13 protein-coding genes are annotated in these 14,151 nt (G+C 66.4%); 8 read left to right on the forward strand and 5 right to left on the reverse strand.

Going from position 1 to position 14,151, the window contains the following annotated elements; genetic code table 11:
- Positions 1-37: 37 nt before the first annotated feature.
- On the reverse strand, positions 38-793 hold the full coding sequence (locus tag CH274_RS14150; RefSeq protein WP_094657807.1) for an FUSC family protein: 756 nt from the start codon (positions 791-793) through the stop codon (positions 38-40).
- An 84-nt stretch (positions 794-877) separates the two neighbouring features.
- On the opposite strand from CH274_RS14150, the gene malQ reads away from it, so the two are divergent.
- Both malQ and fdhD read left to right on the forward strand, forming a co-directional pair.
- Positions 878-3,049, forward strand: a complete 2,172-nt coding sequence (malQ, locus tag CH274_RS14155) for a 4-alpha-glucanotransferase (protein ID WP_094657808.1) — start codon at positions 878-880, stop codon at positions 3,047-3,049.
- Positions 3,050-3,083: 34 nt separating this feature from the next.
- Positions 3,084-3,929 carry a formate dehydrogenase accessory sulfurtransferase FdhD gene (gene fdhD / locus CH274_RS14160; protein WP_094631080.1) on the forward strand — a complete coding sequence of 282 codons (846 nt, stop codon included), beginning with the start codon at positions 3,084-3,086 and terminating at the stop codon, positions 3,927-3,929.
- Here the strand turns inward: fdhD and CH274_RS14165 are convergent.
- Together CH274_RS14165 and CH274_RS14170 are read right to left on the reverse strand one after the other, a co-directional pair.
- Positions 3,906-4,553 carry a CoA transferase subunit B gene (locus CH274_RS14165; protein ID WP_094631079.1) on the reverse strand — a complete coding sequence of 216 codons (648 nt, stop codon included), beginning with the start codon at positions 4,551-4,553 and terminating at the stop codon, positions 3,906-3,908. The two genes, fdhD and CH274_RS14165, sit on opposite strands and share 24 nt — an antisense overlap.
- A complete protein-coding gene (locus tag CH274_RS14170; RefSeq protein WP_179272913.1) occupies positions 4,550-5,299 on the reverse strand; it encodes a CoA transferase subunit A in 750 nt (249 codons plus the stop codon). The genes CH274_RS14165 and CH274_RS14170 overlap by 4 nt, the downstream gene beginning before the upstream one ends.
- 108 nt (positions 5,300-5,407) lie before the next feature.
- On the opposite strand from CH274_RS14170, the gene pcaH reads away from it, so the two are divergent.
- The 6 genes from pcaH to CH274_RS14200 are packed head-to-tail and all read left to right on the forward strand — an operon-like array spanning position 5,408 to position 11,328.
- Complete coding sequence (gene pcaH, locus CH274_RS14175; RefSeq protein ID WP_032394590.1) at positions 5,408-6,124, forward strand: protocatechuate 3,4-dioxygenase subunit beta; 717 nt, start codon at positions 5,408-5,410, stop codon at positions 6,122-6,124.
- Positions 6,117-6,755 carry a protocatechuate 3,4-dioxygenase subunit alpha gene (gene pcaG / locus CH274_RS14180; RefSeq protein WP_032394591.1) on the forward strand — a complete coding sequence of 213 codons (639 nt, stop codon included), beginning with the start codon at positions 6,117-6,119 and terminating at the stop codon, positions 6,753-6,755. Before pcaH ends, pcaG begins: the two co-directional genes overlap by 8 nt.
- A 23-nt stretch (positions 6,756-6,778) precedes the next feature.
- Entirely contained in the window at positions 6,779-8,128 is a 1,350-nt protein-coding gene (pcaB, locus tag CH274_RS14185) for a 3-carboxy-cis,cis-muconate cycloisomerase (protein WP_094657809.1), read from the forward strand.
- On the forward strand, positions 8,125-9,306 hold the full coding sequence (gene pcaDC, locus CH274_RS14190) for a bifunctional 3-oxoadipate enol-lactonase/4-carboxymuconolactone decarboxylase PcaDC (protein WP_094657810.1): 1,182 nt from the start codon (positions 8,125-8,127) through the stop codon (positions 9,304-9,306). Before pcaB ends, pcaDC begins: the two co-directional genes overlap by 4 nt.
- Entirely contained in the window at positions 9,303-10,124 is an 822-nt protein-coding gene (locus tag CH274_RS14195; RefSeq protein ID WP_032394594.1) for an IclR family transcriptional regulator, read from the forward strand. Before pcaDC ends, CH274_RS14195 begins: the two co-directional genes overlap by 4 nt.
- Entirely contained in the window at positions 10,117-11,328 is a 1,212-nt protein-coding gene (locus CH274_RS14200; protein WP_032394595.1) for an acetyl-CoA C-acetyltransferase, read from the forward strand. Before CH274_RS14195 ends, CH274_RS14200 begins: the two co-directional genes overlap by 8 nt.
- 17 nt (positions 11,329-11,345) lie before the next feature.
- On the opposite strand, the gene CH274_RS14205 is transcribed toward CH274_RS14200, so the two are convergent.
- Together CH274_RS14205 and CH274_RS14210 are read right to left on the reverse strand one after the other, a co-directional pair.
- The gene (locus CH274_RS14205; RefSeq protein WP_094657811.1) at positions 11,346-13,232 is read right to left on the reverse strand and encodes a sugar phosphate isomerase/epimerase and 4-hydroxyphenylpyruvate domain-containing protein; all 1,887 of its coding nucleotides are present in this window, start codon (positions 13,230-13,232) and stop codon (positions 11,346-11,348) included.
- Positions 13,229-14,116: a shikimate dehydrogenase gene (locus CH274_RS14210; protein ID WP_094657812.1), complete on the reverse strand. Its 888-nt coding sequence runs from the start codon at positions 14,114-14,116 to the stop codon at positions 13,229-13,231. Before CH274_RS14210 ends, CH274_RS14205 begins: the two co-directional genes overlap by 4 nt.
- Positions 14,117-14,151 lie beyond the last annotated feature (35 nt).

The following is a 14,151-nucleotide window of genomic DNA, read 5'->3' on the forward strand; positions in this document are numbered from 1 at the left end:
AGCGCTGCCGTTGCCGGCCCCACGAGCCTGCCTGCGCTCATCGTCGCTCCGGCGGATCCCTGCCCGGACGCCACCACCGTGTGCACGAGCACCGCCGACGTCTCTTCCGCCGCAGCGACCCGGTCGACCACGTCCGCCTGGGTACGGCGCGCATCGCACCGGCCCTCGACCACGTCCGCCAGGGCACGCACGAAGTCGGCACCGGCGACACGGACGTCGTCTCCGAGCGCGTGGAACGGCGGAACGGGATCGAGGCGACGTCCCGCAACAGGGATCCCGCGGCCGAGGGCACCGACTCCACCGCGTGTTGTGATTGCCGCCAGTACAGCGGCGGTGCTGCGAGAGCGTTCACCGCCACACCAACCGCGAGCTCGACGATCCTGTCCACGAAGGCGACCGGATCGGATGCCGATCCGTAGGTGACCATCAGCAGCGCGGTCACCGGTATCCAGATTCCGCTCGTACCGAACTTCGACCAACGGCCCACGAGCGCACCGACGAAGACGCTGACCGCCAGAGCCACACTCGGATGGCCGACGATGCGAACCACGAGTGCCGCGACGAGAACCCCTGCGGTCACCCTGGCGATCTGCTCGGCCGCCGAGCGCAGGCTTCGGCTGATCGTCACCTCGATCAGGAACACCGCTGCGTAGGGAGCGAGGAATGGCTGCGACATCGACAGCAGTTCGGTGGCCAGAGTCCACGCCGCCGCCGCGGCACCCGCCATTTTCGCGGACACCACGACGGTTTCGATCGTCCTGTCTCGCGAGACCGACTGTCGTGTCCACCTCATCGCAGTTCGCCCACCCGACCCCGGTCGACCCGAAACCGCCCGGCCCGGGTGACGGGGACGTAGCGAACTGGCACGATCATCGATGTGGACTACTCGCAGGCACTTCGCTCTCTCGCTCGACGTCTCGGCACATCGACCTCGTACCGAGGCTGGGACGACACCGTTCGCGAAGTGAGCGACGACACCCTGCGTCGAGTGCTCGCCGCGCGCGGCTACGCAACCGAATCGACCGAGGACGTCGACCGAGCTCGGGCCGACATCGAGAACGCGCCGTGGCGGCGTCTGCTTCCGCCGGTGGTGGTGGCGACCCAGGGCACCGATGCAGTGGTGTGGGTGCATGTGCCACACGGCAATCCGGTCGAGGTCTCGATGGTCTCCGAGGACGGCGAGACCATCGAGGTGACCCAAGCCGACGTCTGGGTCGATCCCCGTGAGGTCGACGGCCGCCTGATCGGTCGCGCCACGTTCGTCGTTCCCGGCAGCGCACCGCTCGGTTGGCACAGCCTGACCGCGACGACGATCAGCGAGGACAACACGGTCCGAACCTCGGACACGGTCGTGGTGGTCACGCCGAAGTCGTTGTCCCCCAATGCAGAACTGGCAGACCGGCAGCGCACGGGTTTGCTCACCCAGTTGTATTCGGTGCGATCGAAGCGGTCGTGGGGAATCGGTGATCTCGGTGACCTGGAGGACATGGTCGACATCGCGGGCCGCGAGCACGGGTTCGACTACCTTCTCGTCAATCCGCTGCACGCCGACCGACCCACCACACCGGTCGAGGCGTCGCCCTACCTGCCGACCACCCGCCGGTTCTTCAACTCGCTCTACATCCGCGTGGAGAACATTCGCGAGACCGCACTGCTGTCGCCGCAACAGTTCGCCAAGGTCGAGAAAGCCGCGAAGCGTTTCGACAAGGCCAACAAGCGAACCGGGAAGCTGAACCGAGACTCGACATTCAGGGCCAAACTGCGTGCCCTGGAACGTGTTCACAAGGTGGAACGAAGCCCGGCCCGCGAGTCCGCATTCCGTGCATTCGTCGAACGGGAGGGTTCCGGACTGCGCGATTTCGCGGTGTGGAGCGCATTGGCGGAGAAATTCGGACCCGAGAATTCGGCGTGGACCGACAGAGCAGCGCACCCACGGACCGACTTCGTGCTCGAGCAGCGCACCAAGCTCGCCGAGCGCATCGACTTCCACATGTGGCTGCAGTGGATCTGCGACGAGCAGTTGGCCGCCGCGCAGCGTGCGGCGCTCGATGCGGGAATGGACATCGGCATCATGCACGACCTCGCCGTCGGCGTGGCGCGGGGCGGAGCCGACGCGTGGGCGCTCGGTGACGTGCTCGCGTCGGGAGTCACGGTGGGCGCACCGCCGGACAACTTCAACCAGCAGGGCCAGAACTGGAATCAACCCCCGTGGGATCCCGACCGACTCCGCGAGCTGGCATACGTGCCGTACCGGGACATGCTGCGCACGATCCTGCGTCATGCCGGCGGTATCCGCGTCGACCACATCCTGGGCCTGTTCCGCCTGTGGTGGATTCCGCAGGAGGCCGAGAACGCAGGCGGCGGAACGTATGTCGAGTACGACCACGAGGCCCTGATCGGCATCCTGGCCCTCGAGGCCGAACGCGCAGGCGCGGTGGTCGTCGGTGAGGATCTCGGCGTCTTCGAGCCGATGGTGCAGGAGTACCTCACCGAACGCGGCATCTTCGGCACCTCGATCCTGTGGTTCGAGGCCGACGAATCCGGACCGATCCCGCCCGAGAACTACCGCAGTCTGTGTCTGACGTCGGTGACCACGCACGACCTGCCGCCCACGGCCGGATATCTCGACGGCGAACACATCGACCTGCGATCACGTCTCGGCCTTCTCGAACGCGATATCGACTCCGAGAAGGAGGTCGACGCGAAAAAACGCGAGGCGGTCCTCGAGCTGGCGCGTGAGCGCGGATTGCTCGACGCCGACGCCGACAACCACCGAACGGTGGAAGCTCTGCATCGCCTCGTCCAGCGCAGTCCGTCCCTGCTGATCGGTGTCGCTCTCGTCGACGCAGTCGGAGAACATCGCATCCAGAACCAGCCCGGCACCGACGAAACCCAGTACGAGAACTGGAAGATCCCGTTGGCCGACGCCGAAGGCAAGCGAGTACTCGTCGACGACCTCGTCGATCACCCGCGCATGGTGTCGTTGGTGAACGCAATGACCGACCGCGTCGACGGCCCGAGAACGCCGGGGTCCACAATCGAAGAATGAGTCACCGTCGTCACCGCGAATCCAACCGACACTGATGGGCCGCATCACTACCCGCAGACCCGTCGTCCGACTCAGGAGTGGGCACCGCGTCGAGCGCCCGGACACCCTCGTGGTGGAGGAGCCGATGGAGTTGAGAGTCGACGGCACAGCGCTGGCCGTCACCATGCGAACTCCCGGCCACGACGTCGAGCTCGCTCACGGCTTCCTGCTGACCGAAGGTGTGATCGCCTCGGGGGCCGATATCGCAGCGGCTCGCTACTGCGACGGGGTCGACGACGAGGGCGCGAACACCTACAACGTCCTCGACGTCACCCTGGCCGAGGGTGTCGCTCCACCGGAGACCGGCGTCGAACGGAACTTCTACACGACGTCCTCGTGCGGGGTGTGCGGCAAGGGATCGTTGGACGCAATTCGATTGCGCACCAAGCATTCCCCCGTGGCCGATTCGGTCGTCGTGACGTCCGATACTCTGTCCGGGCTACCCGACACGTTGCGGGCCGCGCAGAAGGTCTTCGATGCCACCGGCGGTCTGCATGCCGCCGCCCTGTTCACCGCAGACGGCGAGATGCTCGTTCTACGTGAGGATGTCGGACGCCACAACGCCGTCGACAAGGTGGTCGGTTGGGCGGTGACCAACGATCGAATTCCCCTGCAGGCCACAGTGCTCATGGTCAGCGGCCGCGCCTCGTTCGAATTGGCCCAGAAGGCCGTGATGTCCGGAATACCGATTCTCGCAGCGGTCTCGGCCCCGTCCTCGCTTGCGGTCGACCTCGCCACCGAGTCCGGTTTGACGGTCGTCGGCTTCCTCCGCGGTAGGTCCATGAACATCTACTCTCACGCCCACCGCGTTCACGTCTCAGACGTCGGCGTCCACCAGTAGTTCGGCAGCGGTCGCATTTCTGACCTCGTCGACGGACACACCGGGCGCGGTCTCGACGAGGCGCAGTCCGCGTTCGGTGACGTCGAGTACGGCCATGTCCGAGATGATGCGGTGCACGCAGCCTTTGCCGGTGAGCGGCAGAGAGCAGCGTTCGAGGATCTTCGGCTCACCCTTGCGAGAGACGTGTTCCATCATCACGATGACGCGTCGCGCTCCGTGCACCAGGTCCATCGCGCCACCCATCCCCTTGACCATGTGCCCGGGAATCATCCAGTTCGCCAGATCACCGGTGGCGCTGACCTGCATCGCCCCCAGTACTGCGACGTCGACCTGGCCGCCACGGATCATTCCGAACGACTGCGCGGAGTCGAAGTAGGACGCACCGGGCAGGACCGTGATGGTCTCCTTGCCCGCGTTGATGATCTCGGCGTCGAGTTCGTCCTCGGTGGGATAGGGGCCGACACCGAGCACTCCGTTCTCCGAATGCAGGATCACCGATACGTCGGTGGGGATGTAGTTGGGCACGAGAGTCGGCATGCCGATGCCGAGGTTGACGTACTGACCGTCGCCGAGTTCCTGCGCCACCCGAGCCGCCATCTGTTCGCGGGTCATCTTCTCGCTCATGCTCGTACCGTCCTCTGCTCGATGCCGACCTCGACCGGTCCGACGTGGACCACCCGCTGCACGTGAATACCCGGGGTGTGTATCTCGTCCGGTCCGATCTCCCCCGGCTCGACCAGATGCTCGACCTGTGCGACGGTGATGCGCCCCGACTCGGCGGCCGGCGGGTTGAAGTTTCGTGCACTGGCGTGGAACACCAGGTTGCCGTGTCGGTCGCCCTTCCATGCGTGCACGAGCGCGTAGTCGGCGACTATTCCGCGTTCCATCACGTAGGTGACACCGTCGAATTCGCGGGTCTCCTTGGGAGGACTGGCCAGTGCGATACCGCCGCTGCCGTCGTAACGCAACGGCAATCCGCCGTCTGCGACCTGAGTTCCGACCCCTGCGGGGGTGAAGAACGCCGGAATGCCGGCACCGCCCGCTCGCAGTCGCTCGGCGAGGGTGCCCTGCGGGGTGAGCTCGACCTCGAGTTCTCCGGAGAGATACTGCCGCGCGAACTCCTTGTTCGAGCCGACGTACGAGCTGATGGTCCGGCGAATACGGTGCTGCGCCAGCAGCACTCCCAAGCCGAAGCCATCCGTCCCGCAGTTGTTGCTGATGGTTTCCAGATCGGTCGCACCCTGCGCGAGCACGGCGTCGATGAGAATCTCCGGCACTCCGACCAATCCGAAACCGCCGACGGCGATCGACGATCCGTCGGGAATGTCCGCTACGGCTTCGGTGGCGCTGGCCACGACTTTGTCCAACATGAGACGCACGCTACCGCATGTTGTGCGGAATATGAACAGGTTGCCACAATGCGAACATCTCGCTATGGTGTCTGTTGCGTAGATCACCACAATCGTGAGGAACCTTCGATGCTTCTTCTCCCGCCCGAGTATCGGGATCAATCGGGGGTCCATGCCCCGCTCGACTTCCCCGAGTACCGGACCACCGCTCTTCGGCATCCGGCGCAGCCGCTGACCCTGCTCCCCCAGCGACTCACCGAGATCACCGGACCGGTGCTGGGCGAGGGACGTGTCACCGCCGCCGACGCCGATCTCACCCTGGCGAACGGCGGTGAGGCACAAGGGCAGAGGATCATCGTGCACGGCCGCGTACTCGACAGCGACGGCAAGGCGATTCCGAACACCCTCGTCGAGGTGTGGCAAGCCAATGCAGGCGGCCGTTACCGCCACACCGGCGATCGGTGGCCTGCACCGCTCGATCCGCACTTCAACGGCACCGGACGCGTTCTCACCGATGCCGAGGGTCGATACCGTTTCACCACGATCAAGCCGGGCGCATACCCGTGGGGCAACCACCACAACGCGTGGCGGCCGGCCCACATTCACTTCTCGCTGTTCGGCCAGGCGTTCACTCAGCGACTGGTGACCCAGATGTACTTCCCGGACGACCCCATGTTCTTTCAGGATCCGATCTTCAACGCCGCACCCGAGGACTCGCGAGCCCGAATGATCGGCGCGTTCGATTACGAAGCGACACAGGACAACTGGGCCCTCGGATTCCGATTCGACATCGTGCTCCGCGGCCGAAACGCCACCCCCTTCGAGGAAGACGACCACGATGACTGATCCCGAGTTCGCCCCGCGCTACCCGGTGGTCTCCGGTGCCGACTTCACCACCGCACCGTTCGGCCAGACGCCGTCTCAGACAGTGGGTCCATACGTCCATATCGGACTGCTGTGGCCCGACGGTGAGAGCGTGGTACCGCAGGGCACCGACGGCGAGATCACCGTCTCGTTCACGGTCATCGACGGAGCCCGAAACCCCATGTCCGACGCCATGATAGAGACCTGGCAGGCCGATGCCGACGGCCGGTTCGATCACCCCGACGATCCGCGCGGCGCGGTGGCGTCACGCACAGTCGGTTTCCGCGGCTTCGGGCGCGCGTTCGCGGACGAGACCGGGACGATGTCGATCACCACGATCAAGCCCGGACCGTTGCCGGCCGAGGACGATCGTGTCGAAGCACCGCACATCGACGTCAGCGTCTTTGCTCGCGGGATGCTCGACCGAGCTGTGACACGGGTGTACTTTCCCGACGAAGTCGAGGCCAATGCGGTCGATCCGGTGTTGTCCGCCATGCCTGCGCACAAGCGTGCCAGACTCGTCGCAGCACCGGTCCACGGTGGGTATCACCTGGACATCGTGCTGCAAAACACCGATCCGGACGGCGACGAGACTCCGTTCTTCGCGCTGTGACACACGATTGCCGAGAGGGGACGATGGAATCCGAGCGAGGGGCACTGTTCGATCCGACGTTCGGTAGCGATACCGTTGCGCCGCTCGTAGGCGACCGAGCCTGGGTGACAGCGATGTTCGCCGTCGAGGCGGCGCTCTCCCGGGCCGCGGTCACGGTCGGTCTCGTGCAGGCCGGTCACGCCGAGGTCGTCACCTCTGTTGCGACCGAACTCGGAGCGGGACTGGACATCGCGAGGCTCGGAGTGGATTCGGCGGCCGGAGGCAATCCGGTGATCCCGTTGGTGAAGATCCTTCGCAGCGAGGTGGCCGAGGCCGATGTTCCTGCTACGGCAGTGCATCCCGGGGCCACCAGCCAGGACATCATGGACACCGCGCTGATGCTCGTCTCCCGCGATGCGCTCGGTGCGATCGAGGGCTCGCTCGACGCCGCGAGTGCGGCAGCGCGGGGTCTTGCCCTGACCCACCGGACCACCCCGATGGCGGCGCGCACTCTCGGACAGCAGGCATTGCCCACCACCTTCGGTCTGGTGGCCGCGAACTGGTTCTCGGGGTTGCGCCGCGCGCAGACCGGGATCGCGGCCGTTCGACGTGCGTGCGCCGTCCAGTACGGCGGTGCTGCAGGCACTCTCGCGGCCGTGTATCCGCACGGACCCGCCATCGCAGCGGCGATGGCCGTCGAACTGGGCTTGGCTCGACAGAACACTCCCTGGCACACCGACCGCACCGCGATCGCCGACATCGCGTGTTCCCTGGGCATCGCGGCAGGAACGATCGGCAAGATCGCCCAGGACATCGTGTCGATGTCCGCCACCGAGTTGGGCGAGGTCTCGGAGGACGCGCCGGGTGGATCATCGGCGATGCCGCACAAGCGAAATCCCGTTGCGGCCATCACCGCTCGGGCTGCGGCCCGGCGAGTCCCGGGTGCGGTGTCGACGGTGCTGTCGAACATGGACCACGAACATCAGCGCGCCGCAGGAGCGTGGCATGCCGAATGGGAGACGATCACCGATCTGCTGCGCTTCACCGGTGGTGCCGCCAATCGACTCTCGCAGAGCCTGAGCGGGTTGCACGTTCATCCGGAGGCGATGGGCCGCAATCTCGATGCGACGGGTGGAGCGCTGCTCGCCGAACGTGTCACCGCGGCATTGGCAGCGCACACCGAGCAGGCCCGCGAGATAGTCACTGCGCGATGCGCGGTGGGAGCGCCGCTGGACAGCGACCCTGCCATCACGGCATTCCTGCCACCGTCGACGGTGCGCGAACTACTCGACCCGGCCGCGTATCTCGGCCACGCGCCCGAGCTGGTCGACGCGATCCTCGCCGAGCACGCCCTCGACACCGAACTCACCACAGAATCGAAGGATTCACGATGACCGTCGCACTTGCTCACGAACGCACCGAAGGACCCCGCGCCGACGCGGAGACCGTCGTGCTGATCGGATCGCTCGGCTCCGACCGATCGATGTGGAACCCGCAGATCGGACCACTGTCCGCTTCTGCCCATGTGGTCGCCGTCGATCTTCGTGGGCACGGGGCATCGCCGGTGCCGTCGGGTCCGTACTCCGTCGCGGAACTGGCCGAAGATGTTCTGGCACTGATCGATTCCCTGAATCTACGGCGTGTTCACATCGTCGGTCTCTCGCTCGGCGGCGCAGTCTCGCAGTGGATCGCCATCCATCGCCCGGAGCGCGTGATCACTCTGACGTTGCTGTGCACCTCGGCCAGGTTCGGTGAGCCGGCGCAATGGCTCGATCGGGCCGCAACGGTCAGGTCGGCGGGAACCGCGTCCCTGGCCGACGCCGTCCTCCAGCGCTGGTTCACCCCCGAACTGGCCGCTCGCGACGTCGATCTCGTCTACCGGCATCGCCGGATGATCGCCGGCACGTCCGACGAGGGCTACGCAGCATGCTGTGAGGCGTTGTCGGATTGGGACTCTCGTTCGGATCTGAACCGAATCACCGCTCCGACCCTGGTGATCGCGGGCCGGCAGGACCCCTCGACCACGCCCGAGGACCTGAAGATCATCGCCGACGGCGTCATCGGATCGACGTTCCGAGTTCTCGACCCGGCCGCGCACCTGGCCAACGTCGAACAAGCCGGGCCCGTCACCGCGGCGATCGCCGCACACATCGGAGCGGATGCGTATGCGCTCGGACGCGCAGCTGCCCACGATGCCGGAATGGCGGTGCGGCGCAGCATCCTCGGTGATGCGCACGTCGACCGCAGCGTCGCCGCGCGAACCGACTTCACCGCACCGTTCCAGGACTTCATCACCCGCACTGCATGGGGTGACATCTGGAATCGGCCAGGACTCGATCACCACACCCGCCGACTGCTGACCCTGGCGATCCTGACGGCGGTGGGCAACCAGCACGAACTCGACATGCACATTCGGGCCGCCCTGCGAGCGGGCACTGCGCCGGACACGATGGCGGAGGTGTTCCTGCACACCGCGGTGTACGCGGGAGTTCCGAACAGCAACAGTGCATTCGGTCTCGCGAACACGGCCATCGCCGAGACATCGGCCGAGACCGAATCGGGTACCTCGTGAACTCCGCGGAATCGCCGCCGCCGTCCTCGGACTACGTCCAGTCACTGGGCCGTGGTCTTGCGGTGATCCGAGCCTTCGACGCCGAGCATCCGCGTCGAACACTCTCCGATGTCGCCCGAACCACCGACCTCACCCGAGCCACCGCTCGGCGGTTCCTGCTCACCCTCGTCGAACTCGGCTACGTCCGTACCGACGGCTCGATGTTCTGGCTCACCCCGCGAGTGCTCGAGCTGGGCTACAGCTACCTGTCGAGCCTGTCGCTCCCGGAAGTCTCGGGACCGCACCTGGAGGCTCTCGCCGAACGAGTGCGCGAGTCGTCCTCGGTCTCGATTCTCGACGGTGACGACGTGGTGTACGTCGCCCGTGTTCCGGTCAGCCGCATCATGACCGTCGGCATCAACATCGGCACCCGATTTCCCGCGTTCGCGACATCGATGGGGCGCGTGCTGTTGGCCGGACTGCCCGCCGACGAACTCGCGGCTTACCTCGACCGGGTGCGGTTGACTCCGCTCACCGGTAAGACCATCACCACTGCCGACGCGCTCGGCCGCGAACTCGACCGGGTCCGATCCGACGGCTTCTGCCTGGTGGACCAGGAACTCGAAGAGGGTTTGCGCTCCATCGCGGCTCCCATTCACGACGGACACGGAGCCGTGGTCGCAGCGGCGAACGTCTCGACCCAGGCCGCGCGGCATTCCGCCGATGCGGTGCGCACCGAACTGCTACCGGCTCTGCTCGACGCCACCCGCGCCATCGAGATCGACCTGCTCCGGGTGAGCACCGGACCCAACGACAAGCGAGGAACCACCCATGCCTGATGCCGTGATCTGCGAACCACTTCGGACCCCGGTCGGTCGCTTCGGCGGCCAGTTCAAGGACATTTCCGCCCAGGCTCTTGCCGGTGCGGTGATCGCCGAACTGGTCACCCGCACGGGCATTTCCGGTGCCGACATCGACGACGTGATCCTCGGTCAGGCGTCCCCGAACGGCGATGCACCGGCCATCGGACGCATTGCCGCGCTCGATGCAGATTTGGGTATCGACGTCCCCGGGATGCAGGTCGACCGTCGCTGCGGCTCCGGTCTGCAAGCGGTGTTGCAGGCGTGCATGCAGGTCCAGTCCGGCGGCAACGATCTGGTGCTGGCGGGCGGTGTCGAGAGCATGAGTCAGACCGAGTTCTACGCCACCGGCATGCGCTGGGGCGTCAAGGCCGAGGCCGTGGCTCTGTCCGACCGCCTCGCCCGGGCGCGAGTGACCGCGGGCGGCAAGAACTTTCCGGTTCCCGGCGGCATGATCGAAACCGCAGAGAACCTGCGCGCGGAGTTCTCCATCAGCCGCGCCGATCAGGACGCACTCGCAGTCCAGTCCCACCGACGTGCAGTCGCCGCGCAGAACAGCGGTGTGTTCGCCGAGGAGATCGTGGGAGTGTCGGTCCCCCAACGTAGATCGGATCCGTTGCTCGTCACCACCGACGAGCATCCGCGAGCCGACACCACCGTGGAGTCACTGGCGAAGCTGAAGGCGATCCGCGCGTCGATCGACCCCGAGTCGACCGTCACCGCAGGAAACGCCAGCGGACAGAACGACGGTGCCGCGATCGCCATCGTCACCACCCCGGAAAAAGCTGCCGCACTGGGCCTTCGGCCGCTGGCACGATTGGCCGGCTGGGGCGTCGCAGGCGTGGCTCCACGCACGATGGGGATCGGGCCGGTCCCCGCGAGCGAGAAGGCACTGGGACGGCTGGGACTGAGTCTCGACGACATGGGCATCATCGAACTCAACGAAGCATTCGCCGCGCAGGCTCTCGCCGTGACCAGGTCCTGGGGCATCGACCCCGACGATCCGCGACTGAACCCCCATGGCTCCGGCATCTCGCTCGGCCATCCCGTCGGAGCCACCGGAGCCCGCATTCTGGCAACGCTGTTGCGCGAAATGGACCGCCGAGAGGTCCGCTACGGACTCGAGACGATGTGCATCGGCGGCGGCCAGGGACTCGCTGCGGTGTTCGAGCGAATCGGCTGACCACCGTCCGGTGACTGCTACTGCAGTTGCGCCGCCAGTCGCACGGCCGAATTGGTCTCTCCGTAGCCCTCGTAACCACCCACGCGCTGGACCACCTCGAAGAACAGGTCGTCGCCGACGGTCTCGGTGAAGAAGTGGAAGAACTCACCGCCGGTCGCGTCCGCGTCGTACAGGATCCCCAGACGCTGCATCGCGTCCAGGGTCTCGGGGCCGAGCCCGAATCGCGCGTCGAGATCGCGATAGTAGTTGGGCGAGATCCGCAACGGGGTGAGCCCGCGTTCGGTCATCGCTCTCGCAGCGGCCTGGATGTCCTCGCATCCGAACGCCACATGTCCGACGCCTCCGCGCCGGGCCGCGGGAAGCGGGTCCGAGTCGGACGGGCGGCCGGGAACCATGTTGAGCGAGAGTCGAATCGTGCCGTTGGCGGTGGCGAGGGTGAGGGCTCGGCTCCGAACCAGGCCTATCGCGTCGACGACGTCCTGGCCCTCGTGTGGCACCATGCCGAACACCGAGCGCAGCAGCAGCATCACCCCGTCCCAGCTCTCGGCAGGCACGGCGAGCGCGATGTGATCCACGTGCGTGACGCAGGCCCGGTTCTCCTCCACCACCCTCGGCACCAGATCGAACGCCGATTGCCAGGCACCCGCACTGTCGCGGGTGCGTAGGTCCAGCGACGTCGCACCGGTCACGGCCAGGCGCACCACCGCATCGGTCGCGTCAGCCACACCGGGCATGGAGACGGTGGATGCGGTGACTCCCAGTGCGCGGGCCCGAGTCAGCCACAGATCCGGGCGCTCGCTGCGAACCCCGATCTGGGCCAACGCCGGTAGATGAGCCGGGACACCCGGCGCGGTCCACAACGTGTCCACCGTGGTGTCGACGGCGACGGCCAGCGGACCCTGGGTGAACAGGCTGAGTCCGTGTTCGCTGTGTGCTGCGGTCAGATCGAAGCCCAGGTGCCGCAGTGTGGTGCCCAGCTGCGCTGCCTTCGCAGGCCCTGCCGCGATCCGCAGGGAGACGACGTTCTCGATCGGACCCGGCGGTGGCGGCGCGAACAGATCGTCTCCGTCCGTGGGTGTTTCGACGCCGCGCACCTGCTCCTGGAGGTACAGCAGCGACCGGTGCGCGTCGGATGCCGTGCGGCCGGTGTCGGAGTGCCGGAAGACGTCGTTGAAGATCTCGAGCGACCACGGGCCGGAATACCCGGAGGCCACGACATCGGCACCGAAGCGCGCCAGATCGAAGCTGCCCTGACCGGGGAAGCACCGGTGGTGCCTGCTCCACTGCAGAACGTCCATCACCAGGTGCGGGGCATCGGCCAACTGGAGGAAGAAGATCTTCTCGCCGGGGATCTCGCGAATGCCTGAGGAATCGTCACCGCGGGAGAGGATGTGGAAGCTGTCCAGGCACGTTCCCAGCGCGGGATGATCGACCTGCCGGACGATGTCCCAGGCATGGCGATAGGTGCTGACGTGTGCACCCCACGCCAACGCCTCGTACGCCAGTCGCATTCCGCGCCGATGCGCACGCTCGGCGAGGGTTGCCATCTGTTCGACCAGCAGGGCGTCCTCACGGACGGCACCGGCCAGCGGCGAGGAGCAGACCAACAGCAGATCGCACCCCAGCTGTTCCATCACGTCGAATTTGTGTTCGGCGCGAACGAGATTGCGGGCGAACTGTTCCGGATCGGCCGAGTCGGCATCGCGGAAGGGTTGATAGAGGTCGACGGTCAGACCGAGGTCGGCTGCTTTCTTCGCGACGTCCTCGGGGAGGTCGGGCGAGCTGATCAGGTCCGGCTCGAACACCTCGAAACCGTCGAACCCGGCCTCGGCGATGGCGCGCATCTTCTCGTCCAGCGAACCGCTGAGCGATACCGTGGCCACCGACGTGGCGATGCGCGTCATGCCAGAACCCCTGCGGTCGCGCGATCCTCCAGCGCGATCAGCGCGCTCATGTGCGCGATCATTCGATCGGCGTCCGCGGTGCGTCCGGTGAATATCTCGAACGCGTCCGCGGCCTGGAACACTGCCATTCCGGTTCCGCTGAGCGTTCGGCACCCAGCTCGGGATGCAGCAGCGAGCAATTCGGTTTCGGCGGGCCGATACACGACCTCGGCGACCCACATCCTCGGGTTCAGCAGTGACTCGGGCACAGCAGATCCGGGATGTTCGACCATTCCGATCGGGGTGGCATGCACCAGGCCGGTCGCGGTGTCGAGAACGGCGGCGAGCCGGTCGAGGCCCGCCGAGAGGATCTCGACGTCCGGGAACATCACGGACAAGGATTCCCGTAGTTGTTGTGCCCGCAGCGGATCGGCGTCCACGAGGGTGAGCCTGCCTGCGCCGCGGCGGGCCATCGCGTAGGCGACGGCCGCCCCGGCTCCCCCGGCACCGAGTTGCACCACATCGCCGATGTCGGCACCGGGTAGTCCGCGGCCGAAGTTGCGATCGAATCCGGACCAGTCGGTGTTGTGGCCGACGGCCCGGCCGTCGGCGAACACCACGGTGTTGACGGCTCCGAGTCGGGCGGCGTCCTCGGAGAGCGCATCGAGAGAGGAGATGACGCGTTGTTTGCACGGGTGCGTGATGTTGAGTCCCCGAAATCCGAGGTCCGCTGCGGTGGAGACGAGACGGGGAAGGTCCTCTACGGTCAGTCCACGGCTGTCCAGGTCGATGATCCGATATTGGTAGGTCAGCCCGTGCTCGGAGCCCTCTCGTTCGTGCATCGCGGGCGTGAGCGACTTGCCGATACCCGTCCCGATCAGTCCGCAGAGCAGGGATTCCGGCATGTCGATCTCCTCGAGCCTTAATGTACGAATTGGTG

This window comes from Rhodococcus sp. 06-418-5 (assembly GCF_002258285.1).
In the GTDB taxonomy this organism is placed as follows: Bacteria; Actinomycetota; Actinomycetes; order Mycobacteriales; family Mycobacteriaceae; genus Rhodococcoides.

What these genes read in the sequence shown, in the direction of transcription:
- CH274_RS14170 (WP_179272913.1), bottom strand. Translation starts at nt 5,299, where the DNA reads ATGTTGGACAAAGTCGTGGCCAGCGCCACCGAAGCCGTAGCGGACATT.
- pcaH (WP_032394590.1), top strand. Translation starts at nt 5,408, where the DNA reads ATGCTTCTTCTCCCGCCCGAGTATCGGGATCAATCGGGGGTCCATGCC.
- CH274_RS14200 (WP_032394595.1), top strand. Translation starts at nt 10,117, where the DNA reads ATGCCTGATGCCGTGATCTGCGAACCACTTCGGACCCCGGTCGGTCGC.
- pcaB (WP_094657809.1), top strand. Translation starts at nt 6,779, where the DNA reads ATGGAATCCGAGCGAGGGGCACTGTTCGATCCGACGTTCGGTAGCGAT.
- CH274_RS14165 (WP_094631079.1), bottom strand. Translation starts at nt 4,553, where the DNA reads ATGAGCGAGAAGATGACCCGCGAACAGATGGCGGCTCGGGTGGCGCAG.
- pcaDC (WP_094657810.1), top strand. Translation starts at nt 8,125, where the DNA reads ATGACCGTCGCACTTGCTCACGAACGCACCGAAGGACCCCGCGCCGAC.
- CH274_RS14210 (WP_094657812.1), bottom strand. Translation starts at nt 14,116, where the DNA reads ATGCCGGAATCCCTGCTCTGCGGACTGATCGGGACGGGTATCGGCAAG.
- pcaG (WP_032394591.1), top strand. Translation starts at nt 6,117, where the DNA reads ATGACTGATCCCGAGTTCGCCCCGCGCTACCCGGTGGTCTCCGGTGCC.
- fdhD (WP_094631080.1), top strand. Translation starts at nt 3,084, where the DNA reads ATGGGCCGCATCACTACCCGCAGACCCGTCGTCCGACTCAGGAGTGGG.
- CH274_RS14205 (WP_094657811.1), bottom strand. Translation starts at nt 13,232, where the DNA reads ATGACGCGCATCGCCACGTCGGTGGCCACGGTATCGCTCAGCGGTTCG.
- CH274_RS14150 (WP_094657807.1), bottom strand. Translation starts at nt 793, where the DNA reads ATGAGGTGGACACGACAGTCGGTCTCGCGAGACAGGACGATCGAAACC.